Annotated in this window: 24 protein-coding genes; 10 read left to right on the top strand and 14 right to left on the bottom strand. The window is 47.9% G+C overall.

Annotation, left to right across the window (positions count from 1 at the left end; all coding sequences use genetic code 11):
- The first annotated feature begins 376 nt into the window (after positions 1-376).
- Positions 377-1,393, top strand: a complete 1,017-nt coding sequence (locus AC07NA_RS25550; protein WP_494900841.1) for an SMP-30/gluconolactonase/LRE family protein — start codon at positions 377-379, stop codon at positions 1,391-1,393.
- On the opposite strand, the gene AC07NA_RS25545 is transcribed toward AC07NA_RS25550, so the two are convergent.
- The 3 genes from AC07NA_RS25545 to AC07NA_RS25535 form a co-directional block, all read right to left on the bottom strand.
- Positions 1,377-1,787: a hypothetical protein gene (locus AC07NA_RS25545; protein ID WP_494900840.1), complete on the bottom strand. Its 411-nt coding sequence runs from the start codon at positions 1,785-1,787 to the stop codon at positions 1,377-1,379. The two genes, AC07NA_RS25550 and AC07NA_RS25545, sit on opposite strands and share 17 nt — an antisense overlap.
- A gap of 273 nt (positions 1,788-2,060) precedes the next feature.
- Entirely contained in the window at positions 2,061-2,477 is a 417-nt protein-coding gene (locus tag AC07NA_RS25540; protein ID WP_494900839.1) for a hypothetical protein, read from the bottom strand.
- A 217-nt stretch (positions 2,478-2,694) separates the two neighbouring features.
- On the bottom strand, positions 2,695-3,243 hold the full coding sequence (locus AC07NA_RS25535) for a lipocalin family protein (RefSeq protein WP_494900838.1): 549 nt from the start codon (positions 3,241-3,243) through the stop codon (positions 2,695-2,697).
- A gap of 85 nt (positions 3,244-3,328) precedes the next feature.
- On the opposite strand from AC07NA_RS25535, the gene AC07NA_RS25530 reads away from it, so the two are divergent.
- The 4 genes from AC07NA_RS25530 (at position 3,329) to AC07NA_RS25515 (ending at position 6,597) form a co-directional block, all read left to right on the top strand.
- Positions 3,329-4,204: an NmrA family NAD(P)-binding protein gene (locus AC07NA_RS25530; RefSeq protein WP_494900837.1), complete on the top strand. Its 876-nt coding sequence runs from the start codon at positions 3,329-3,331 to the stop codon at positions 4,202-4,204.
- A gap of 269 nt (positions 4,205-4,473) precedes the next feature.
- Positions 4,474-4,911 carry an antibiotic biosynthesis monooxygenase gene (locus tag AC07NA_RS25525; protein WP_494900836.1) on the top strand — a complete coding sequence of 146 codons (438 nt, stop codon included), beginning with the start codon at positions 4,474-4,476 and terminating at the stop codon, positions 4,909-4,911.
- Between the two features lie 223 nt (positions 4,912-5,134).
- The gene (locus AC07NA_RS25520; RefSeq protein ID WP_494900834.1) at positions 5,135-6,103 is read left to right on the top strand and encodes an SDR family oxidoreductase; all 969 of its coding nucleotides are present in this window, start codon (positions 5,135-5,137) and stop codon (positions 6,101-6,103) included.
- Positions 6,085-6,597, top strand: coding sequence for a DUF4385 domain-containing protein (locus AC07NA_RS25515; protein ID WP_494900832.1), 513 nt, complete (start codon positions 6,085-6,087; stop codon positions 6,595-6,597). The genes AC07NA_RS25520 and AC07NA_RS25515 overlap by 19 nt, the downstream gene beginning before the upstream one ends.
- A 279-nt stretch (positions 6,598-6,876) precedes the next feature.
- Here the strand turns inward: AC07NA_RS25515 and AC07NA_RS25510 are convergent, their stop codons facing one another.
- The 3 genes from AC07NA_RS25510 to AC07NA_RS25500 form a co-directional block, all read right to left on the bottom strand.
- Positions 6,877-7,020 (bottom strand): DUF2256 domain-containing protein, encoded by a 144-nt coding sequence (locus AC07NA_RS25510; protein ID WP_494900830.1) that lies wholly within the window; start codon positions 7,018-7,020, stop codon positions 6,877-6,879.
- 127 nt (positions 7,021-7,147) lie between these two features.
- Entirely contained in the window at positions 7,148-7,807 is a 660-nt protein-coding gene (locus AC07NA_RS25505) for a flavodoxin family protein (RefSeq protein ID WP_494900828.1), read from the bottom strand.
- A 59-nt stretch (positions 7,808-7,866) separates the two neighbouring features.
- Positions 7,867-8,322, bottom strand: a complete 456-nt coding sequence (locus AC07NA_RS25500) for a ferritin-like domain-containing protein (protein WP_494900826.1) — start codon at positions 8,320-8,322, stop codon at positions 7,867-7,869.
- 191 nt (positions 8,323-8,513) lie between these two features.
- On the opposite strand from AC07NA_RS25500, the gene AC07NA_RS25495 reads away from it, so the two are divergent.
- Positions 8,514-8,984, top strand: a complete 471-nt coding sequence (locus AC07NA_RS25495; RefSeq protein ID WP_494900824.1) for an ankyrin repeat domain-containing protein — start codon at positions 8,514-8,516, stop codon at positions 8,982-8,984.
- Positions 8,985-9,029: 45 nt separating this feature from the next.
- On the opposite strand, the gene AC07NA_RS25490 is transcribed toward AC07NA_RS25495, so the two are convergent.
- Together AC07NA_RS25490 and AC07NA_RS25485 are read right to left on the bottom strand one after the other, a co-directional pair.
- Positions 9,030-11,255, bottom strand: coding sequence for a catalase (locus tag AC07NA_RS25490; RefSeq protein ID WP_494900822.1), 2,226 nt, complete (start codon positions 11,253-11,255; stop codon positions 9,030-9,032).
- A gap of 22 nt (positions 11,256-11,277) precedes the next feature.
- Entirely contained in the window at positions 11,278-11,829 is a 552-nt protein-coding gene (locus AC07NA_RS25485) for a YciE/YciF ferroxidase family protein (protein ID WP_494900820.1), read from the bottom strand.
- Positions 11,830-11,961: 132 nt separating this feature from the next.
- Between AC07NA_RS25485 and AC07NA_RS25480 the strand changes: the two genes are divergently transcribed.
- The 3 genes from AC07NA_RS25480 to AC07NA_RS25470 are packed head-to-tail and all read left to right on the top strand — an operon-like array spanning position 11,962 to position 14,960.
- Positions 11,962-13,473 carry an excinuclease ABC subunit UvrA gene (locus AC07NA_RS25480; RefSeq protein ID WP_494900818.1) on the top strand — a complete coding sequence of 504 codons (1,512 nt, stop codon included), beginning with the start codon at positions 11,962-11,964 and terminating at the stop codon, positions 13,471-13,473.
- Entirely contained in the window at positions 13,452-14,492 is a 1,041-nt protein-coding gene (locus AC07NA_RS25475; RefSeq protein WP_494900816.1) for an AAA family ATPase, read from the top strand. Before AC07NA_RS25480 ends, AC07NA_RS25475 begins: the two co-directional genes overlap by 22 nt.
- 57 nt (positions 14,493-14,549) lie before the next feature.
- A complete protein-coding gene (locus tag AC07NA_RS25470; RefSeq protein WP_494900814.1) occupies positions 14,550-14,960 on the top strand; it encodes a response regulator in 411 nt (136 codons plus the stop codon).
- Positions 14,961-15,008: 48 nt separating this feature from the next.
- Here the strand turns inward: AC07NA_RS25470 and AC07NA_RS25465 are convergent, their stop codons facing one another.
- Genes AC07NA_RS25465 through AC07NA_RS25440 form a run of 6 tightly spaced genes read right to left on the bottom strand, consistent with a single transcriptional unit; the run spans position 15,009 to position 21,382 of the window.
- Positions 15,009-15,752: a DUF72 domain-containing protein gene (locus AC07NA_RS25465; protein ID WP_494900813.1), complete on the bottom strand. Its 744-nt coding sequence runs from the start codon at positions 15,750-15,752 to the stop codon at positions 15,009-15,011.
- A 1-nt stretch (position 15,753) separates the two neighbouring features.
- Entirely contained in the window at positions 15,754-16,485 is a 732-nt protein-coding gene (locus tag AC07NA_RS25460; protein ID WP_494900811.1) for a DUF3891 family protein, read from the bottom strand.
- Between the two features lie 4 nt (positions 16,486-16,489).
- Entirely contained in the window at positions 16,490-17,989 is a 1,500-nt protein-coding gene (locus tag AC07NA_RS25455) for a DEAD/DEAH box helicase (RefSeq protein WP_494900809.1), read from the bottom strand.
- 11 nt (positions 17,990-18,000) lie between these two features.
- Positions 18,001-19,197, bottom strand: coding sequence for a DUF2252 domain-containing protein (locus tag AC07NA_RS25450; RefSeq protein WP_494900807.1), 1,197 nt, complete (start codon positions 19,195-19,197; stop codon positions 18,001-18,003).
- Positions 19,198-19,200: 3 nt separating this feature from the next.
- Positions 19,201-20,175, bottom strand: a complete 975-nt coding sequence (locus tag AC07NA_RS25445; RefSeq protein WP_494900805.1) for a gluconolaconase — start codon at positions 20,173-20,175, stop codon at positions 19,201-19,203.
- Positions 20,176-20,182: 7 nt separating this feature from the next.
- Positions 20,183-21,382, bottom strand: coding sequence for a PQQ-dependent sugar dehydrogenase (locus tag AC07NA_RS25440; protein ID WP_494900803.1), 1,200 nt, complete (start codon positions 21,380-21,382; stop codon positions 20,183-20,185).
- A gap of 116 nt (positions 21,383-21,498) precedes the next feature.
- Between AC07NA_RS25440 and AC07NA_RS25435 the strand changes: the two genes are divergently transcribed.
- Positions 21,499-21,960, top strand: a complete 462-nt coding sequence (locus tag AC07NA_RS25435; RefSeq protein WP_494900801.1) for a S1/P1 nuclease — start codon at positions 21,499-21,501, stop codon at positions 21,958-21,960.
- Positions 21,961-22,022 lie beyond the last annotated feature (62 nt).

Raw genomic sequence — 22,022 nt, 5'->3', positions numbered from 1 at the left:
CCCTTATCATAATGACGCGAAGCTTTCATTAATGGCGATGCCAGCTAAGAATATGACCATGGATTTGAAGGCGACTCTGCCGAGTTTCTCCGCCGGATAATAGACTTCCTTACAGCTTGATTTATCTGTAACGTAAAATTCATCCGTACTTTCGTTCAACTGTATGTGAAACCTGAATGGCTTACCTTCATGGCTCACATAGACCTGAAACAACTACAATTTGGGCCGGTTCATGGAATTGAAAGAAAAAGTATTATTCTCCGCATCTATCGTAAGTTCTTCATGCCGCGAAAATAACCTATAAATACCCTTTTAAATTGTTTATCTGCCTTCTTATTTTTATGAAACCCAATCTGAGATATCGTGTTATCTCTTTATGAAAATTGCTTGTTTATTACTCTTTGCGGGGATCGCTTCCGTCGCGCAGGCACAACATCTTATTGAAGTCGCCTCCTTCGGAAAAAACCAGCCCATTGGCTGTAAGGTATCCCCTTCGGGACGTTTATTTGTCGGCTTTCCGCATCATGAGCCTTTTCTTTACGCGCTGACCGAGATCAAAAACGGGCAACGGGTCCCTTATCCTGATGCGGCTTATCAAAGCCAGTTCAATAATGTACAGGATCTTTGGACTGATGAACAGAATAACCTATGGGTGCTGGATTCAGTGCCTGGTGGCGGCGTGGCAGTTGGAACATTCAAGTTGGTACAATTTGAGCTCGCCAGCAATACCGTAAAAAGAACGTATACGTTTGACGATTTAGATAAAACAAAAAGCGCCCTAAACGATGTCCGGGTAGATCATTTGCACCATTTAGCTTATCTATCCGATCCCGGGCTTTCTGCGATTGTCGTGCTGGACCTGAACAGCGGTAAAACCCGGCTGGCTTTGCAAAATGACCCGGCTACTAAAGCTGATCCTGCTTTCAAATTGCATTTGGATGGTGAAGAGGTGGTTGATGATAAGGGTAAAGCCTTTTCGTCCAATGTCAATGGGATCGCATTGAGTACAGATAATCAATATTTTTACTTCAGGGCCATTAACCAAACCTGGCTGTACCGCATCAAAACGGCTGACTTGGCAAGTGGGGAAACCACAGGAAAAGTGGAAAAAGTAGCACAGACAGGTGTTTGCCATGGCATGACGGCTGATGCTAAAGGCAATGTGTTTCTGAGTGATTCACCGAATTACGCCATTACGTATGTCAGCCCAGATGGTAAATTACATACATTGATCAAAGATGCCCGTATCAGCTGGCCCGACTCCATGGGTGTTGGCCCTGACGGTTACCTGTATTTCAGCGCGTCGCAGCTAAACAGGCTGCCTAAATTCCATAAGGGAGCGGATAAAACGGATTACCCCTACCGGGTTTATAAAGTTAAATTACCTTGGTAGTGTTGCCAAGCTCATCATTCGTTAACGGTACATACCAGTTGGCTCCTAAACCTTGAAGCTCGCGCCATCTGTTTTTTCGTACATAAGTTAAATGAAGTCTTTTTTTAGCCGCTGTAAAAAACTGCCTTAACATTTGTGCTTTTGCCTGATCAGGCCAGTCAAACAGATTAATGCTATTTAAATTAAGCCTTTTACCATTTGTCAGGATTATGGTAATGGATACGTTCGGCTTATTGTTGGTTTCGTAATCGTAACAATAAATCCCGGCAATTTCTCTTTTCAAATATCTGGTAAAATCGCCTTGGCTATCGCTGATAAAAATTGATTTCACATCAAAGTAAATCCGGACGGTCTTTGATAATGCCTTGGTGATCAGCGATGCAATAATGATCACGATCCCTAATGAGAGCGCCAGGCGGCCGTGCTCAAAAAAATGGCGGATGAACAATACATAAAACAAGACTGCCGGAACAATTCCAACAAGTACTGCCAGATAAATTACTGCATACGGCAGCGTAAAGACTTGCTCAAAAACAAAATCAGGGGTGCAATATTTTCGGTGCGCTGACATGGCCTACTTCCGTTTAAAGATCAGCGTATGTTGACTTTACCATTCCAATAAATGGCCTCAATCCGCGACGGATATTCCGGCCCGGTTATTTTTTTTTTATGTTAAACAGGATCCTTTTTTGTTTTTTGAATTCACCGGATCAAATCTCAGATCGCCTTTGGCATCCGGCTCATCAGCTGATGGCGAAAATTCCTGGTTACCAAATTTTGAAAAGATATTCACCTTACTCGCCAGCAAGTAACCATCTGCTAATTGCAAAGTGGTTGCCTTGTCGGCTATCGTAGTTTTATAACTGATCATTTCATACGCTTTTTGCGCCAGCGCTGGATTTGAGCAAGAAAGTGCCACATGCAAGGAAAGGAGCGTTAAAAAGATTTTCATATTGAGTAGTATGGTGCAGAACAAACAAGCCGGCACGGCGAATGTTGTAATGACATGGAAAATTGGCAATTTTACTGATCGGTTATCGACGGTGAAGAGCTGCGCCTGGAAGGGTTGAATATCTGGGATCATCCCTGGAAAGCTTCCGGTGAATCAATTTTAGTCAACGATCCGATCTATCAGCAAAGCCACCGGATGAATGTCTATAAAATTACTGAAGGGGCCTTAACTGTTCACTTTGCCGCCGGTGAATTTTCCAACATGGTATGGGGTATTTATTTGCCCCGAAACCACGCAGGTCATGAGCCATTATAAAACGAATCTTGTGCAATGACTAAACATTAAAAAATCATTGTTGATTCGTCCAGACTAATTTACTCACGTCGTAACCAAGGGTTACGGCCTGTTTCAAATAGGCAGTTTGTACAGCGGCTGGTATCGATTTCTCCCGTGATAACAGCCACAGGTAATCCAGGTTATTGCCGGCTACCATCGCGTAGCGGTATTCCGGATCGATGGCGATGACGTTATAACCGGCATAGAAGGGTCCGAAAAAGGAAACTTTTAAACGGGCGGTATCAGGGCTTTTAACAAACTTTGCTTTTCCGATACTTTCCTTCCATTGTTTTTTGAGGTAATGATAGCCTTTGTTATCTACCCGGATCGAGCCATCTGCGTTCAATGAATATTCCGCGGTCACGTTGTCCAGGTTTTTTTCAAACTTAAAATCCATCCGTGCGATCTCATACCACTTGCCTAAGTAACGGTCTTTCTCAAAAGGACTCACGGCCCTGGCGCCCTTAGGTATACTTACACATGATGCAAAATTTATTGCGATCGCTGCTGCGCCGATACCAAGTACTACGCCTGCCTGCCATTTATTCCATCTCCTGATCATGATTGAATAACAAAAGTCAGCACCTGCGGTTTGGCGGGGCCATGTATTTCCCCGAACAAAAGGGCCCGCCGCCCGTTACCTGGTTATGGAAAAAGAGATCGTAGTAGCAGGCGGCACCGGTAACCTCGGCGGCCGGATCATTAAAGCTTTACTAAGCAAAGGTACAAAGGTGCGGGTCATCATTCGGCCGGGCAGTGATGGGCAAAAAGTAGCGCGACTGGACAGTTTAGGCGCAAAGATTACTGAGGTAGATATGACTGATGCTGCAGCACTGGCCGATGCTTTAAAAGGGGCATCTTGTGTTGTTTCCGCGCTTGCTGGCTTGCGGGACGTCATTGTAGATACGCAAGGTCCATTGCTGGAAGCAGCAGTTAAGGCTGGCGTGCCGCGTTTTATTCCCTCTGACTTTTGTACGGACTATACACAGTTGGCCGACGGGGAAAACCGGAACTTTGACCTGCGACGGGAATTTGCCAGAAAGCTGGATCAGCAGCCGATCACGCCAACCAGTATTTTCAACGGTGCTTTTGCCGAACTGCTGACCTATAATATCCCGCTGCTTGATCATAAAGAGCAAACCATCGGCTATTGGGAAAAGCCGGACTGGAAAGTAGATTTTACGAGCATGAATGATACGGCTGCGTTTACCGCTGAAGCTGCCCTGGATAACACAGCGCCGCGCTACCTGCGTATCGCCAGTTTCCAGCCCAGCCCCAGGGAATTGGCGGAGCTGACAGGCTATACGCTCAAAGACATAGGCACCCTTGCCGGACTCGACCGGTATAACCGCCAGCAACGGGCGGAGCACCCCGGGGGCGAACAGGAACTGTACGCCAAATGGCAGCAAAGCATGTATATGCACAGCATGTTCAGCGCCCACAATCAGGTGACGGACAACAGCCGCTATGCGAACTTGGCCTGGAGTAAAATTGAAGATTATATTCAACCCCGTAAATCATAATATAATTCCATGGACCAGCTAAAGGAGAACTGTGAGGCATGAAAGGATCTAAGCCTCAGTGCTGATTATCCGGCGGGTGAACATTAGCTTATTTTACGCGGATCGCATTCAATTACTGGAGTTACCTTAACAGCTATTCTTACCCATGGTACTGCAAGATAAATATGTAAATTTGGTCAAATCATAAACTATGCCGGTACACGTCGCTATTACCCTTAGAATTTTTACCCGGTAAGGAGGACGAATTCAAACAGGCACTCCGGAAATTCATGGGTGAATCTTTTACGCAAGGCGGCGTGCATGGCGCAAGCATGATCACATCATTACCGGGTGATGAAAGCGAGATCGGTATTCTGCGGACCTTTCAGGACCAGGCCGAACGGGATGCTTTTTACCAGTCCGAGCAATTTAAGAAATGGGAAGCCTATGCCCTGACGCTTACGGAACCGCCGGTATATCGTGATCTGAATGGTCTTGAGTCCTGGTTCCTTTCCACCGGTGCTCCACCCCGCTGGAAAATGGCGCTGGTGATTCTGCTCGGCGTATTTCCTACCAGCCTTCTTCTTTTCTACACCGTAGGTCTTATCATTAAGGATTTGCCCGTGCCGGTTCGTTTACTGATTACATCCGCTTGTATGGTTGGCTTATTAAACTGGCTCGTTATGCCGTTTCTGACCAAAGCATTACACCGGTGGCTTAAGCCGTAATTACCTCACAGATTTAATAACGGCAAATCAAAAAAGAAAGTGGAGTCATCCTGACAAGTACTTTGTACACCAATGCTTCCATCCTGCGCTTTAACGATCTCGGCAGCGATCAATTAAGTTAATTACTTAAATAGAAACCATACGCCTCATATTACGTTTGACCATAGTATCGGATCACCATAATTAAGTTTCTTAAAATAGTGATCATCCACATCAAAGCGCTATGAATTTACATAAAAAAACCATTGTTATTACCGGGGCTTCCAGCGGCGCAGGCCGGGCAGCCGCACTTGAATTTGCACCACTTGGTGTCCGCCTGGTTTTGGCTGCGCGGAATGAAACTGCTTTAAAGGAGCTGGCAGAAGAATGTGTAATGCTTGGTGCCGAAACACTTGTGCTGCCGACAGACGTGGCCGACCCGAAAGCCATGATCAGACTGGCGGATGCGGCGGGCGAATGGCATGGTAACATTGATATCTGGATCAATAATGCGGGCGTACTGGCTGGCGGTGATTTTGACGTCACGCCCATTGAGGTACATGAACAGGTCATTAAAACGAATTTGCTGGGCTATATGAATGGCGCGCACGCGGTGCTACCCATATTTAAGCAGCAACGTTATGGCGTGCTGATCAACAATATTTCCATCGGCGGATTTTTGCCGGTGCCGTATGGCGCCGGGTATACGGCAAGTAAGTTTGGCTTGCGTGGTTTCTCGGAAGCGCTGAAAGCGGAGCTCAGCGCTTGGCCTGATATTTACATTTGTGATCTTTTTCCGGCGTTTTTGGATACTCCGGGCATTTTGCATGCAGACAATTATACGGGTAAGGTATTAAAACCTGCCCCGCCGGTTTATGACCCGGTGCGGGTAGCCCAAGCGATGGTAAAAGTCGCCGCCAATCCTAAGTCCAATACCTATGTAGGCAGCGCTTCCCTCCTCCTAAAATTCTCTCACGCGCTGTTTCCTGAACTGACCACCAAAATGACCGCGCTGGTGATGCGCAATTATTTCAAGGTTGCGGATGATATCGCACCGACCATCGGTAACCTTTTTAATACGGTTGATTACGGGATGAGCGTGCACGGGGGATTTGGTATACCGGGCGCGCCAAAAGCGCACCGTAAATATATTGCCGGCGCGCTGCTGGCAGGCTTTGCGGCGGGGTTTCTGCTATGGAGTTCAAAGAAATAAACGCCAGCGGTATGGTCGACAAACCCAGCTATCTCAACTTCGATACTAAGGCTTATGCCTGGAAGCCGGATATTGATTACCGCAAGCATCCGGAACTATACCGTGTAGGCAAAGGTGAACAAGGTGTGCTGATCTGCGAACCTTATAAGAGCGAGATCGGTCCGTACTGGCGGTTCAAAACAGTAGAAATTGCTAAAGAGAGCAGTGCAAAAATATATGAGCTTTTTCTGAACTATTTGGAAAAGAATAACTTTGTTGGCGCTGATATGGCGCGTAAATACTTGCAAATGGGCTTTACCCGCGCGCAGCGTTACGCCAATTATAAGGGTGGTAAAAAGTATGATAAAGAGCACGATTATGCTGCTTTGGCGCGCGGAACCGGCGAAGAAGAAAAAGCAAAAGCCGCGGCCATATTCTTTGATCAGTGGAAGCAAGCTGAAAGCCATCCGGAATATGCAGAACAAAAAAAGCAGTGGAAAAGCATCAGAGGATAAAACGATACATAAAAACAATTATGATCGAGAGCGGCGAGTTTGCAGGTTTGAATTTGAAAACGGCCGACCGTAAATAAATAATATCTGCTATTTCCGCAATGCGCTGATAACCCCGGCTGCAACAATGCCGCCTATGGTATACCAGGCCACCGTCAGTAACTCGGTTTTGCCGCTCCTGGTAACCAGCGCGTCACTCAAGCCCATTGCTTTGGGAAGTATCAAAGCACCGATACCGGCGACGGCACCTTGAGTGGCGCCTGCTAATAAAAATTGTTTCTTTTAATTATCCCTGTGTTGCCTGCAACTGTCAGAACAGTATTTGACCTCATCCCAAACTTTTTCCCATTTCTTTCTCCAGGTAAAAGGGCGTTGACAGAACACACATATCTTTTGCGGCAGGTGCTGCTTTTTTACGCCTTTCATGTCTATTGGCCGGTTATTTTATAGCATATTCTATTTAAAATAACTAAATGCACATCATCGTTCAACATCTCCTCGACGGGCATGGCAGGCCTCCTTCTCGTGCTGCCAAGAATCAACCTAACACTTTTTATTCTTCGTCACTTTCCGCTTTTGCTTTTTCCGACGCTTCCAGCAAATTAGTCGGAATAGGATTATCATGAAGCAATTTAGCAAACCAGGCCAGGTTCTGTGTCATATAGCGTAATGATTTATTGGTGTACAAATAACGTTCGCCGCCTGCTTCTACGTAATCTTCCTCACCGCCGGCCAGACCTACCCAATAGGTATTTACGTTCGGTGGAATGGTAAAACCGACTTCCTGCATGGCCCAAAGCACTTGTGCCGCACAGCTATGCGCGCCATCTTCGTTGCCAGTAACCAGGCAGCCGGCCACTTTGTTATAGGGCATGAACTGACCGTTCTCTTTACTGATCAGGTTTTCGTCACGAAACACAGCATCCAAACGCTCAATAACTTGCTGCGCGGTCGAAGCTAAATGTCCCATCCACACCGGCGCGGCAATAATGAAAACATGACAGGCTTTGATCTTTTCCAGGATCAATGGCCACTCGTCTCCTTCGCCTTCGTCAGCGGTATTGCCGGTGAGTACTTGATAATCGTTCAGACGGATGATCTCGGTTTCAAAACCCAGTTCGCGGAGTTGTAGTGCAGCCTTTTCGGCCAAGGCACCTGTATTGCTGAAATTTGGTTTACGCTTTAGCGTACAGTTGATCAATAATGCTTTCATGGTTGGTTTTAAAACAACAAAAGCCGCCCGTATGGGCAGCTTTTGTTTGGTTATTATACTTATTTCGACGCGTCGCGCAACGCTTTGATGCTATCGTGCGCCGAATTGATCTCGTCTGCCTGGGCTGAAACTTTTTCAGCAATTTCTCCGCTCAGCTCACCGCTGGTCAATGCCGTTTGATATGCTTTTTTGATCGCGTCCTCACCTCTTTCCGCTTCGTTCAGGATACCCTCACGATCACTGGCACCGAAGATCGATTTAACGTCGATCCAGGCACGGTGCAAGGTACCGGCAGCACTGGTACCGGTTTCGATCTCACCGCCATTGCTTGCGGCGAGGGCTGACAATTCCTGGCTGAACTTACGGCTTTGTGCCGAATAGCCCTGGAATATCGCTTTCAGGTCCACATTTTCATCGTTGATATCGGCTATCGCCTTTTCAAAACCGGCTACGCGGTCATTATTGATTTCTGTCAGTTCGTTTAGAACGTCGATTGTTTTTTCTGTAGTTGCCATAGTATTTTTAAGATGTTTAGTAATTAATTACAAGTAACGTGCCAGTAATGACGGAGCAAGAGGCCAACCTTAAATGTAACCCAGGGCCGCTATGCATTTTAGTGTCCAGTTGGCATCATGCGGCTAATACACGGATCAGGTGTTTAATAAAACATTCTGCGCTGCCATGCCTTTACTAATAAAACTTTGAAATGACCAATTATAATGATGTACTGATACATGCGGCACGTAAAGGCGAAGTGCCCGTAATTAAAGAATTATTAGACCAGCAAACAGATATAAACGCACGTGATGAAAAGGGTTATACACCGCTGATCATCGCCTGCTATAATAACCAGTACGAGGCTGCAAAGCTGTTACTTGAAAACGGTGCGGATGTGAACGCAGCTGATAACGGGGGCAATACAGCGTTGATGGGTGTTGCCTTTAAGGGTTATCCTGATATTGCGGAGCTATTGATCAGTCACGGTGCTGATTTGAACCTGCAGCATGGCAATGGTGGCACGGCCCTAATGTTTGCAGCCATGTTCGGCAGAAATGACCTGGTGCGACTGTTAGTCGGGCATGGTGCCGATAAAACTATTGTTGATACACGTGATCTGTCGGTTACTGATCTGGCGGCGCAGCAGGGCAATCAGGAAGCACTCTCGCTATTAGCATAAATAAAAAGCCGCCCCTGAAACAGGAGCGGCTTTTTGGCAGGTTAGTTATGCCGGGATTTTTCTCGGTTTCTCGCGCTCCCAAAAACGGTGCTGAGCTATGGTCTTTATAAATAAGGTGGCTAATTTCTTAGCGTCATCGCCGACCAGGATACCCTCTGTAAGTACGGTTTCTTCGCTATAGTCTTCAGGCAATTTCTTACTGAAGTATGTCGCTTCCAAAACCTGCGCCGCATCGCTGTCGGCGGCAATCGCCTTGCAATGTTTAAAGACTTCATTCAGGAAATGCACCGCATCGGCGTCAGCTTCCAGCGTGGCTACGCTGTTGGTGCCACCGGGTACATAAACTGCGTCAAATAGCACAGATGCTGCGCCCAGTAAACTTTCGTCCACATGGATCTTAACATCATTGTCAGCCGTGATAAAACCTAAACGCGGAGCTATGATCCCTACTACACCACCGGCCGATTCAACGGCCGTCTTAACAGCGGTCAGTGATTTTTCATTGACGCCGTCCGCGGCTAATATCGCGATCTTACGTGTTTTAATAGAATCTTTCAAAGTGTTCGCCATGCTAAGTGCGGGTGACTGCACCAATGAACTTTCTACCTGTAAAGAAGCATAATCTGCCGGGTTGCCATCGGCCGGAATATTCTGGTTCAATTGTTCTGCCAGGTTTTCCGGGATATGGATGCCAAGGGCATAAGCCACAGCGCCTGCCAGACCTTTATCGATCTGCGCCAGTACCGCCAGCATACGCTCGCGAATCGCCACTGTCTTTACTTTACCTAACTCAAAGCTCAGCGCGTCAGTGATGTGGTTCTTTTCCGGTTCCGACTGGCTGTTAAAGAACAACCTGGCCTGGCTGAAGTGATCGAAGAAGCTTTTGCTTCTTGCCCTGACTTTGCTGGCGGAAATACGTTCAGGATAGGTCACAAAACCACCTTCAGCTTCCTTCGCTTGTCTTGGGTCATTGCCCCCGATCGCATTTGGACTATAGGCCGTTTTACCTTTATTGATGGTTTGACGCATAAAACCATCACGCTGATTATTATGTACCGGCACGATTGGGCGGTTAATAGGGATCTCCTGGAAATTCGGGCCGCCCAAACGGGTCAGCTGGGTATCTGTATAGGAGAACAGCCGGCCTTGCAGTAAGGGGTCGTTACTAAAATCAATACCCGGTACGACATGTCCTAAATGGAAAGCTACTTGTTCAGTTTCTGCAAAGAAATTATCCGGGTTACGGTTCAGTGTCATTTTACCGATACGTTGAACCGGCACCAGTTCTTCGGGAATCAGCTTGGTCGGATCGAGCAGGTCGAACTCGAACTTGAACTCATCTTCTTCCGGCACGATCTGTACACCCAGCTCCCATTCCGGGAAGGAACCGCTGTCGATGGCGTCCCACAGGTCGCGTCGGTGAAAATCGGGGTCTTTGCCCGATATGTTCTGCGCTTCGTCCCAGGCCACGGCATGTACGCCCAGCAATGGTTTCCAGTGAAATTTAACAAAGCTGGCTACGCCTTCGGCGTTTACAAAACGAAAAGTATGTACACCAAACCCTTCCATCATGCGGTAACTGCGCGGCAACGCGCGATCGCTCATTGCCCACATGATCATGTGGGAAGATTCGGGTGTCAGGGAAATAAAGTCCCAGAAAGTGTCGTGCGCTGAAGCTGCCTGCGGAATTTCGTTATCGGGCTCCGGTTTTACGGCATGTATCAGGTCAGGGAATTTGATGGCATCCTGGATAAAGAAGACCGGCATGTTATTCCCCACCAGATCGAAATTACCCTCCTGTGTATAAAAACGTACGGCGAAACCACGCACGTCACGCGCGAGGTCGGTCGAGCCTTTTGAACCGGCTACTGTAGAGAAGCGCACGAAGACAGGCGTTTCTGCTGCGGTATCGTTCAGAAACAAGGCCTTGGTTAAAGCTGACTGCGATTCATAAACTTTGAACACACCATGGGCGCCCGAACCACGGGCATGCACTACCCTTTCCGGAATACGTTCGTGGTCAAAGTGCGTGATCTTTTCACGCAGTATAAAATCTTCTAACAAGGTCGCCCCGCGGTCGCCCGCCTTTAAAGAATTTTGATCATCATTGATCTTCAAACCTGTATTGGTGGTCATAAACTCACCCGTACTATCCGCGGTATGGGGAGCGAGGTTTTCTATCTTATCGTTAACGGGTTGCGTGCCTTTGTTAACATTTTTTGTATCGGCGGTTTTATCTTCACCTTTCCCGGTGACTTTTTTTGTTGCCATTATCTTATGTATTGGGATTAGGTTAGGCTTCTTCTGAAGCCTTATAGTTCACGTCGTTTTCAGCGACATCGGTCAATAGCTGATCGGCTGCCTTTTCTTCGGTCAGGGTTTGATACAGCAGTTCCGCTACCTCATCCAGCCCAAGTGTTTTAGCTAATTGCGTCAGGCCGCCATAAGTCGCGATCTCATAGTGCTCGATCTTTTGTGAGGCGAGGATAATGCCCACATCGCGCGTGGCAGTACCGGATTCGGTACTTTCGACGATACCCTCTCCTTCTTTACTCAGACCTTCCATAGCGTCGCATTTTTTGGCAAGCGGTTTTTCGCCCAGCAGTTCAAATACTTTTTCCAGGCGGCTGACGTGATTTTTAGTTTGTTCCAAATGGGCTTCGATGGCGCTGCTTAATTTAGCAGAGGTGGCGGCTTTGATCATTTTTGGAAGACCTTTTACCAAATGGTTCTCGGCCCAGTAAATGTCCATAATGCCGTCCTTGAACAACTCCAGTAAGGCGGGTTCCGCCGTGGCGGTAGTTTTGGTGGCGAACTTTGGTTCGGTACCGGTTTCGTTTTTCATAATGATGATTGATGAATGATGGGGATGGTATCTGCAGGAAGCGTTTTAATTTCTAATTAACATTTAAAACTATTGGTTGTTTCCATTTGAGAAAATATTGTCAAACAAGGCGGCGGTCTTGTTGTCTTAAACATGATGAATAAGAAGCAACAATTCGACGGCTTTGTAAAAGTCCGCGGCGCGCGGGAACACAACCTGAAAAACGTCAGCCTGGATATTCCACGGAACGCATTGGTGGTGTTCACCGGTATTTCCGGATCAGGAAAATCTTCTCTGGCATTTGGCACTCTGTATGCGGAAGCGCAACGCCGCTATCTCGAATCGGTATCACCCTATGCCCGCCGGCTATTTAACCAGATGGCCGTACCGGAGGTCGATGAGATGGAAGGCCTGCCCCCTGCGGTAGCCTTGCAGCAGCAGCGCGGCGGAACCAGCATCCGTTCATCTGTCGGCAGTGTAACGACGCTTGCAAATCTCTTGCGGATGCTTTATTCCCGGGCAGGAGATTATCCCGCCGCCCAGGGAATTATTTATGCAGAGGCCTTTTCACCTAATACCCCGGAAGGTGCCTGCCCGGATTGTCATGGTTTGGGACGGGTTTACGAGGTAACGGAAAAAAGCATGGTACCCGACGATACGCTGACGATCCGGGAAAAAGCTATCGCTGCCTGGCCAACGGCATGGCAGGGACAGAACCAACGGGATATTTTGACCACCATGGGCATCAGCATTGATACACCCTGGAAAGAACTGCCTAAAAAAGACCGCGACTGGATTTTGTTTACGGAGGAGCAGCCTGTGGTACCGGTTTACTCCGGCTATACACATGAAGAGATACAGCGCTTCATCAAAAACAAACGCCAGCCCGATTACATGGGCACGTTCACGGGTGCGCGGCGTTATGTGCAGCATACCTTCGCCCATACCCAAAGCCAGCTGATGAAAAAACGCGTAGCGCAATTCATGCTGAGCAGTGAGTGCCCCTTATGTAAAGGCAAACGTTTGCGGCGGGAATCATTATCCGTTAAGTTTGCGGGTTATGACATTGCGGAGCTATCGCGTTTGGCGTTGAATAAACTGGCGGTTATATTTCAGCCTTATGCGAATGGCGAAGCACCGGCACTGAAGAAAATGGCTGTTGCCCATCCCGAAAAAGTACTTGTGGCACAACGGATCGCAGAGGATTTCCTGGGACGTCTACAGGTCATGCTTGACCTTGGTTTGGGCTACCTCACGCTTGAGCGCAGTACGCCTACCCTTTCGCCCGGCGAATTGCAGCGCCTGCGGTTGGCGACACAAGTCCGCTCGAATTTGTTTGGTGTTGTTTATGTGTTAGACGAACCCTCAGCGGGTTTGCACCCGGCAGATACGGAAGCTTTGCTAAGGGCATTGGACAAATTGAAAACCTCGGGCAACTCGCTGTTCGTGGTAGAGCATGAAATCGATGTGATCCGTCATGCCGACTGGATCGTGGATGTCGGGCCGGCCGCAGGTGAACAAGGTGGGCATATCTTATACAGCGGCTTCCCGGATGGATTAAAGGATGTTCAGGAGTCTGTCACGCGACGTTATATCTACGACGACAGCGCAAAGGTAATATCCGCGCCGCGAAAACCGGCAGATTGGCTACAACTGGAAGCCTGACAAGAAATAACCTGGTTGGTTTATCAGCTGCATTTCCATTAGGCGTGATGACCAGCGTGACCGGTATTTCCGGTTCGGGCAAAAGCACATTGGTCAGCCAGGTTTTGGTAGAGCTGGTAGCTGACCAATTGGGGCTGAAAGTGGACATCACCGATGAAACAGATGCCGATCCGCTGGAACGCACGGAAGTGGTCACGCTTGGCGGGCGCATTACCTCCGGCATGAAAAATATCAAGCGGCTGGTCGTGGTCGATCAGAAACCTATTGGCCGCACTCCGAGATCTAATTTGGCAACGTATACGGGTCTATTTGATCATGTGCGTAAGCTTTTTGCATCGACCAAAGCGGCTAAGGCGAAAAAATACGACGCCGGCCGTTTTTCTTTTAATGTGGTTAAAGGACGCTGCCCGCATTGCGAAGGTGAAGGGTTCGTAATGGTGGAACTGTTGTTCCTGCCCAGCGTCTATACCCCCTGCCCGACCTGCGGCGGCACGCGGTATAATCCGAAGACTTTGGAGATCACCTATAAAGACAAGAACATCGCAGAAGTTTTGGGCATGACGGTAGATGAAGCGGCAACCTTTTTTGATGAAGATCCATCCGTCAGCCGGGCGCTGGAAGTAGTCAGCGAGGTCGGTTTGGGCTATCTCCGCCTGGGTCAGCCAGCCACCGAGCTTTCGGGTGGCGAGGCGCAGCGGATCAAGCTGGCAACCGAGTTGCAGCGGACGCAGCACGGCCAAACGCTGTACGTGCTCGATGAGCCGACAACAGGATTGCATCCTTCGGACGTGGAGCGGCTGATGCTGCAACTTAACCGTTTGGTGGATGCAGGCAACACCGTGATTCTGGTGGAGCATGATATGCAGGTCATTGCTGCCAGTGACTGGGTGATCGATATCGGGCCGGGTGCCGGTGAAGATGGCGGAACGATCGTGGCCGAAGGGACACCATCGACCATTTTGAAAAGCAAAATAAGCCGGACGGCACCTTATCTTAAACGTGTTTTGGTAAGCCGCTGATGACTAAGATGAAATGGCACAGGAATTGCGTTGTAGTAATACACCTAAATTAAACCTATGTGCCGAGTTATCGTAATTGACGACAATCCGATGGATCATCTGATCATGAGAAAAACGCTCGAACGTTTTGACATTTTTCATGATGCCTTATTCAGTTTTAGTGGCGAGGCCATTATTGCCTTCCTGGAAGAATGTTATGATGAACCTGCTGTATTGCCGGATCTGATCTTTCTTGATCTGAATATGCCATTCAGCGGGCGCGCGTTTTTACAACATATGGGAGTCTTATATAAGTCGCTGCACAAGCAACCAGCAATTTATATCCTGAGCTCATCAATTGATCCTGCGGATAAAGAACTGGTCAACGCGTATGAGTTTGTTAAGGATTTCTTAGTTAAACCTGTCAGCACCGAAGCATTATTCCGTATCGAAAGTGCTTATCGATCTGAAAAAAGACTCGCCAGTTAAAACAGTCCTGCTAACGGAACTTAACAAGATTGCTGATGATTATCAATTCTATTTCAATGCTGATTTTAAGGTTCGCAAATTACCCAACGCATTACCAGCCGTATTGTTAAAATAGGCGTATACCGTTTTTCCTTCCTCCTGAAACTCCCGGATATAACTGGCATATTCGGACAGGAAGTCATCCTCGTAACTGCCGCGGTACCCGCCATTAGGGCCGTGAAAGCGAAAGTAGACATGATATGCTTCAGTGGACTGCATCGGTGCTGCTGAGGCTGGGAGGTCATGGATCACCATAGTTGCGTTAAAGCTATCCAACAGTTCATAGGTGGATTCATTATACCATGACTTATTTCTGAACTCTACGGCGACCGGCCAGCTGTCTGTCAAATTACTATCCTGTATGGTGGCTAACAGATTTGTCAACTGCGGCAACGCCGCACTGGTCAGACTTGGCGCGAACTGAACCAGCAGCGTCCCTTTTTTATGGCCAATACTATCGATCCGTTCGAGAAACGCAGCCACATCTACCGGCGCGAACACGAGGTTATTATGATGGGTGATCTCCTTCCATAATTTAAAGGTGAACCTGAAGTTCTCTGGTACTTCCTCTGCCCATCTGGCAACTGTCTTAGCGACCGGCAGTTTATAAAACGAACTGTTGATCTCGATGGAATTGAACAGGGAGGCATAATAGGTCAGCCGGCTTTTGTCCGCGAACGCAGGTGGGAAGTCGCGCTTTGGTATCGGTGACTGCAAGCCACTGGTACCGGCATAGAAAGTTGCTGTACGCATATTATTCTGGTTTAACAAATTGCCATCGTTTCTCAATGACCACGGCGTCACGGAAAGCCTTGCGAAACTCAGCCGGATCTTTAAAAGATAAATGTTCTAATAACCTTGTTTCGAACCATAATTCAAATTTTGTTTCCTCAAAAGGCCATGGTGTGACAGTCAATTTGTTTTTGCCAAATTGCAGCAACTGGTAATGCCGCTTATCAGGTCCATTACTGATTTCTACACTCCTCGCTTCCGGCTGGTTCTCGTGCTGGCAAAGCAGCAGTGATAATGCATCGCACCATTCCAGCAGGCGGTAATCCCGCTCCGCCTCCTTGATCGTCATTCCTAACTCCTTCCTCCACGCTTTCTGCAAAATTTCCTGTTCTTTAATAAATCTTGCAGCCGCCGGATCATCTTTTGCAAAGCTTTCATACACAAATACGATGTGCATGCTACAGAGCAAAGCGATGTACCGGCTTTTTGACAACGCGAAATCCATGGTCTGGCAGCAATGTCTGTGATCGAACCTCCGCATTTTGAAATCGACGGGTCCGCCTTGTGGTGTTAGCAGGTCGTCTCTTTCCAGTTCTACCTGCGCATCATCATGTTCGGCAATGGCCAGCAAGGTTTCCAGCCAGCGCTCTCTCCGGATGCTTTTATCCCAATGTGATGCGATCTGTGCGGCGAGCATCCCGTGTGCACGTTGGGTGATGATTTCCCATCCCTTTGCTGTATAGTTGACGATCATGGTATTAACTGGCGAGTTGGTGTAATGCGCGGCGGCTCATGATCCTGGTGAGTAAGGCCTTTAGCCGTGTTTTATAATCTTCCTGTAACCATTCGGTGTAATTTTTGGTCACCCTGCCCAAGCATTTGGCGTATTGCTTTACCCGCCAGTTGATCTCTTTTTCTAATAAACCGGTCAGCATCAGGGCATGTTCCAAACTACTGCTGTTGTCCGCGCATATCAGGGCATGCTGCCTGACCGCGTTGTGAATCACTATCTTTGATTTAAGTTGGTTAGCGATGGCATCGTGATGCGCTTGCTGTATGTCAAAGGATAACTGGATGCTATTGGGGAAATGCGCGCGCAGATCAGCAGGCAGTTGATGCGCCTCAAATTCGGTCTTACTGTGCAACGCTTCGTAATAGGCCTCCGGCCGTTCAAACACTTGTTGCCAGTCCAGGGGCGCGTTCCATTCACCAAAACGGTCTGTGTTATTGCCAAGGTCGATGATCGTGAAGGTTTTCTTTTGTGGCAGCCTGCGGGAACCACGCCCGATCATCTGGTGGTACAGCGTGAGTGAGGTGGTTGCCCTGTTGAGTATAACAGCCTGTACGGTTGGCTCGTCGAATCCGGTGGTCAGAATAGATACGGAAGTTAAAATAGCGCCCTTAGTTTTTTTGAACCAGGCCAGTATTTTTTTCCGTTCATCGTCTGGTGTTTTACCATCGAGGTGGCGTACCGGATATCCAGCTTCGTTAAAATGGCGGCACACCTCTTTCGAGGCAAATATACCATTGTTAAATATCAAGGTTTTTTTATTTTTTGCATGCGATTCGTAACTATGGAGCAGAAGCTCCAGCATTGCAGGCGAAGCATATAAAGCGTCAGAAGTGGCGATGGTAAAGTCACCATTGATACCTGTTTGCAGCGAGTTGAGTTCCACATCATAACGCCAGCTAACAGGTTTGGCCAAAAATCCTTCATGGATCAGGTTGCCGATACTTTCTCCTACTACCAGTTCGTGGTAGTAATTTTTCATCGGTTTGGAGATATCCGAACTGAATGGCGTTGCGGTTACGCCGATCACACGCGCTTTTTCAAACTTCGAGAGTAACTTTTGAAAGGAATTGTGGTGCGCTTCGTCTATAATGACCAGGTCGATTTCCGCCGGATTGATCAGACCGCTTTTGATCCGGTTTTTCAAGGTTTCTGCCATCGCTACAAAACAACGATGTTGTTCTTTGGCTGACAATCGTTTAACCGCACTATTGATCACCTTATTTTTAACAGCCAGCGCTTCTAACGCGGCAGAGGTCTGGCCGCAAAGTTCCATCCGGTGGGTCAGTATCATTACCTTGCCGCCAAACTCGCTGATAAACCGACCGGCGATCTCCGAGAAGATACGGGTCTTGCCACCACCTGTAGGCAGCTGGTACAGCAGTCTTGTCTGTGAGGGCAGATCAGCCAATCGTTCAAACAATATGCGGATGTCACGTTCCTGGTAAGGATATAATTTATGTCCCATTTAAATTTCTGTTAGATCATGGTATGCTTTATTTCACAAAATTCCCGGTAATACTGCCCGAAGGTTACAGCGGCGTCAAAGGCGTAACCGGTAAGTGCCTGTTGCCAGCCGTCATCACAGCCGAATGCGATCAGGTCATCGATATTCGACGATCCCTGTATTCCACCACTGCGCAATTGAGCCGATGCAGTCAGCATACCCATATCTTCGATCACGCGGTACAGATTACGGTAGCTCTTCTTAAGCAGCTTAAACTTGAGCGTATCCTTCACTGGCTGCAACTCCTGGATCATATAGGACCTGTCGCGAAAGCTGGTGGTGCTCAATAAGGAAGCAGACGTATATTGCATGCGCTTCTGTATGCCAGTCACCCTCGCCGCTTCATCGGCCCATTGCAGTTGTTGTACAGGCAGGTGCGGCAGCACGGAAGATGGACGGCATTCCTTCATATCGATCAGCAGGTAATGGTCATCCACGCTCTTGCTCTTCAGCAGGAACAGGTAGCGCCGCAGGCCAAGACTCCCCGTACCAGCAAGACGGAAAACGACGCTTTCCGCATGATAATTATAAGGCGCGTCCCGGCTTGTTTTTAACCATTCCTGCAGGTGCGCGATCAATTCAGCCTTCAGCTTTTTATCTACCTTGAAATGACGCTCATCCTCCAGGGACAACATAATACGTCTCTTCTTGCTGACAGTACGTTTTTTAAGCAATTCCTTATAACTCCGCTGTTTTACGGCCTCCAGGAAATCGCAAACAATTCCTTTGGCCGTACGAGGCTCTATACAGCGGGCCTTGCCGACAGCCAGTGTAGTCGCATAACTTTTCAGGTACAATGCCACCATGTTCCGGGCTTTTTCAGGCTCAATGTTCAGGGTTTCGAAAGCGATGAATATACTTGTTACCATACGGGCCAGCTCCCAGGCGGCCGGGGCCAGCAGCGCTTCATCAAAATCATTGAGGTCGAAATACACCAGCTTATTGTCGCCACGGTAGCTGCCAAAGTTCTCGATGTGCAGGTCGCCGCAGATCCAGGCCAATGGCGATAAAGGCAGCGGCGCTGCCGCTGCTACATCTTCATAAAACAAATGGCAAGTACCGCGGTAAAACCTGAACGGGTTCTCGGCCATCGCTTCATACTTTAACTTTAAAATATCCGGCAACAGGCTGGCATTAAATGCCGTTAACCTTTTCTGTAGATTTGCCATTAATTATTCTACCGCCTGAAATACCGCAAGCTGCAAGGAAAATTCCTTCGACGGCACCAGCGTTGGATTGGATAACTCATTTAGTTTCGAGTTTAGTACCCAGACTTTACCCGCCGCAATCAACCCTGTCGAGGGCTGCGCAAAACGGTCGGCGCCGCCGGTAGCTTCTTTAACTTCCGCTGAAGACCAATTGTCAGCGCTGCTGATTTTAAATACTTTATTGACACCTTTATTCTGGATGAGTATGAGGTTTCGCTGGTCATCGATGATTAAACCATCAGCACCGGGAAAAAGCGTTTTGATCTTGACTATCGATGCAGTGTTCGGATTACCGATGGGCACTTTGATGATCGTGCCTGAGCTATTATGATCGACCAGCAGGTAGCCTCCGGGATGATAAACAATACCGTTGAGACCAATGTCAATAGATTTGAATAACTCGTTTTCGGCAAATACGGTCGCTTTACCATTGATATCAACTTTATAAATCACCGGAGAGAAGCTGTCCGTAAGATATATATTTCCTTTCCCGTCAAAGCACAGATCATTAATGAAATGCTTGCCGTTGTAGGTTTTTGAAAGATCAAAATCTGCTATCTTCTTTGCCGACTTGAGGTCAATGGCAATGAGGCGCGCCATTTTGCGAAAAGTGGCCGGCGAACTGTATATACTGTAATTGGAATCCGGATCTGCCAGGCAAACCCAGAGTTTATTTTTTCCCGGCTCCACCTTCATGCCAAAGCTGGAATTAAGATCTTTGTCTTGATAAAACGCTTTATAAGTTCCCTGCTGGTCAACGGTTCCAATAGTCCCTATTTTTACAGAGCTTACGTAGTAGGTGCCGGTTGCAGGGTCCAGCGCCACGCCTTCCGGGTAGAGTTTATCAGCCTTGAAAGTAATACGGGGTGTTTGGGCCATTAAAAGGGTGCCGCTCAGGCAAATTATGGTTGCGGTCAGGATATTTTTCAGCTTTTTCATATAGGGATTATTTGCTCGCATTTACAGAATAGATCACACCGCTTTCATCGTCGGACATGTATAACACACCTTTATTCGAAATGGCCAGTCCGGCTGGTCTGCCAAAACGGGTCTGTCCATCCGGGCTTAAAAAGCCGGAGAAGAAATCCTCCACACCTACCGGCTGCCCATTCTCAAACTTGATGCGCTGCACCTTATAGCCTTCCGGATTCTTCCGGTTCCAGGAACCGTGCCAGCAAACCAGTGCATCGTCTTGATAGTCTTTTGGAAAAGAAGTCGCCATCGTCAGGAAGCGAAAATCAATGGGCGCAGAATGTGCTGGGAATTCCATCACCGACGGAATGGTCGTTTTGGCGTAGGCGGCTTTGGTCGTACCTAACGGGTCCTCACGCGTTTCATCGACCTGTTGTTTCTCATACACCCGCGGCCAGCCGTAATCACCGTCCTTTACTATGCGGTTCAGCTCTTCCCTGGGCTTATCATCACTGCGCCAGTCAGTACCATTATCGCAACCCCAGATCTCTTTGGTCTGTGGCTGCCAGTCAAAGCCGATAGTGTTACGCAGGCCGCGGGCAAATATCTGACGGCTGCTGCCATCTGGCTTGATTTGCAGGAGCGTTGCGTGTTCAGCGTTAGTCTCCCCGCAGTCGTTACAGCTGCTGCCCACGGTCATATAGAGCATACCATCCTGTCCGAAATGAATCACCCGGTTATCGTGCTGGGCGCCTTCCGGCAGGTCTTTTATTAATGTTGAAGTATCGCTTAAACTACCATCGCTGTTGATCTTTGCGCGTTTAAGGTCCGTGCTGTTGCAGGCGTATAACCAGCCATCTTTAATGGTGATGCCATGCACACCCAGGAATTTAGCCCAAACCGTTGTGAGCTTTTCAAAGCGGCCGTCACCATCATTATCTACCAGCAACAAAATATCGCCTACATCCCGCCGCGTTACATAAATACCACCGTCATCGCTGATAGCCATCATGCGCGGTTTGCCGAGGCCTGTAGCGGCCACGCCAGCCTTGAATCCTGCCGGCACCTTGATACGGCTTAACAGGCTTTCTTTAAAATCTTCGTGTTTGGGGTAAAAGGTGCTGACGGAAACGGTTGTCGGCGTTTCGGCTGGCAGACCTTTCTGGGCATAGCTCTCAAATTGAACTAGTCCGATAAGCGTTAGCATACAGATAGCATGTCGGTGTAATTTCATAGGTTGGTCATGTTTGCTATAGTAACCGCCAAATCAGGCCTTGGTTTTACTATTAATATAAATAATTTCCCAGCAATTAATCGGTGCTTTAGCAAGGACAGATGTATATTCGCCGCATGAAATTACGCTACCTCTTCACTGCTCTTACTGCTATATTCCTTCTATCTTCCTGGTCATTCAAAGGCCACCGCGCGATAGCAACGATAGCGCAAAATCACCTGGAGAAAAATACGGCTACCGTGGTAGCCGCTTACTTGCAAGGTCAAACCATGGAAGAGGTCAGCACCTGGGCGGATGAAAACAAGAACCCAGCCTCCTCGGCCTGGCATTTTCTGAACCTGCCGTTAGGTCTGAGTCATGAACAATTCGTTAATGCGGTGCAGCAAAGTGATCATAACGTGTATACCGCCATCCTGAAAAATGAGGCCACGTTGAAGGATGGCAATGCCACACCGGAACAAAAGAATAAGGCTTTAAAATATCTGATCCATCTTGTTGGCGACGCCCACCAGCCCATGCATGTCGCGGGAAAAGAAGACAAAGGTGGCAATACTATTCAGCTTCGTTTTGTATTATAGGTCTACCATAATTCCAAACTTTAATCAAAAAGATTTTTTTCAAGCTGTTCTCTTATACTTTT

Source organism: Mucilaginibacter sp. GW821-FHT07G05, assembly GCF_059418565.1.
Note: the sequence above shows the minus strand (reverse complement) of the source record. Positions and strands in the feature narration are given on the sequence as shown.

Excerpts from the sequence above, each read along its gene's own strand:
- AC07NA_RS25550 (WP_494900841.1), top strand. The coding sequence starts at position 377 with ATGAAAATTGCTTGTTTATTACTCTTTGCGGGGATCGCTTCCGTCGCG.
- AC07NA_RS25540 (WP_494900839.1), bottom strand. The coding sequence starts at position 2,477 with ATGATCCCAGATATTCAACCCTTCCAGGCGCAGCTCTTCACCGTCGAT.
- AC07NA_RS25535 (WP_494900838.1), bottom strand. The coding sequence starts at position 3,243 with ATGATCAGGAGATGGAATAAATGGCAGGCAGGCGTAGTACTTGGTATC.
- AC07NA_RS25530 (WP_494900837.1), top strand. The coding sequence starts at position 3,329 with ATGGAAAAAGAGATCGTAGTAGCAGGCGGCACCGGTAACCTCGGCGGC.
- AC07NA_RS25525 (WP_494900836.1), top strand. The coding sequence starts at position 4,474 with ATGGGTGAATCTTTTACGCAAGGCGGCGTGCATGGCGCAAGCATGATC.
- AC07NA_RS25520 (WP_494900834.1), top strand. The coding sequence starts at position 5,135 with ATGAATTTACATAAAAAAACCATTGTTATTACCGGGGCTTCCAGCGGC.
- AC07NA_RS25515 (WP_494900832.1), top strand. The coding sequence starts at position 6,085 with ATGGAGTTCAAAGAAATAAACGCCAGCGGTATGGTCGACAAACCCAGC.
- AC07NA_RS25510 (WP_494900830.1), bottom strand. The coding sequence starts at position 7,020 with ATGAAAGGCGTAAAAAAGCAGCACCTGCCGCAAAAGATATGTGTGTTC.
- AC07NA_RS25505 (WP_494900828.1), bottom strand. The coding sequence starts at position 7,807 with ATGAAAGCATTATTGATCAACTGTACGCTAAAGCGTAAACCAAATTTC.
- AC07NA_RS25500 (WP_494900826.1), bottom strand. The coding sequence starts at position 8,322 with ATGGCAACTACAGAAAAAACAATCGACGTTCTAAACGAACTGACAGAA.
- AC07NA_RS25495 (WP_494900824.1), top strand. The coding sequence starts at position 8,514 with ATGACCAATTATAATGATGTACTGATACATGCGGCACGTAAAGGCGAA.
- AC07NA_RS25490 (WP_494900822.1), bottom strand. The coding sequence starts at position 11,255 with ATGGCAACAAAAAAAGTCACCGGGAAAGGTGAAGATAAAACCGCCGAT.
- AC07NA_RS25485 (WP_494900820.1), bottom strand. The coding sequence starts at position 11,829 with ATGAAAAACGAAACCGGTACCGAACCAAAGTTCGCCACCAAAACTACC.
- AC07NA_RS25480 (WP_494900818.1), top strand. The coding sequence starts at position 11,962 with ATGATGAATAAGAAGCAACAATTCGACGGCTTTGTAAAAGTCCGCGGC.
- AC07NA_RS25470 (WP_494900814.1), top strand. The coding sequence starts at position 14,550 with ATGTGCCGAGTTATCGTAATTGACGACAATCCGATGGATCATCTGATC.
- AC07NA_RS25465 (WP_494900813.1), bottom strand. The coding sequence starts at position 15,752 with ATGCGTACAGCAACTTTCTATGCCGGTACCAGTGGCTTGCAGTCACCG.
- AC07NA_RS25460 (WP_494900811.1), bottom strand. The coding sequence starts at position 16,485 with ATGATCGTCAACTATACAGCAAAGGGATGGGAAATCATCACCCAACGT.
- AC07NA_RS25455 (WP_494900809.1), bottom strand. The coding sequence starts at position 17,989 with ATGGGACATAAATTATATCCTTACCAGGAACGTGACATCCGCATATTG.
- AC07NA_RS25450 (WP_494900807.1), bottom strand. The coding sequence starts at position 19,197 with ATGGCAAATCTACAGAAAAGGTTAACGGCATTTAATGCCAGCCTGTTG.
- AC07NA_RS25445 (WP_494900805.1), bottom strand. The coding sequence starts at position 20,175 with ATGAAAAAGCTGAAAAATATCCTGACCGCAACCATAATTTGCCTGAGC.
- AC07NA_RS25440 (WP_494900803.1), bottom strand. The coding sequence starts at position 21,382 with ATGAAATTACACCGACATGCTATCTGTATGCTAACGCTTATCGGACTA.
- AC07NA_RS25435 (WP_494900801.1), top strand. The coding sequence starts at position 21,499 with ATGAAATTACGCTACCTCTTCACTGCTCTTACTGCTATATTCCTTCTA.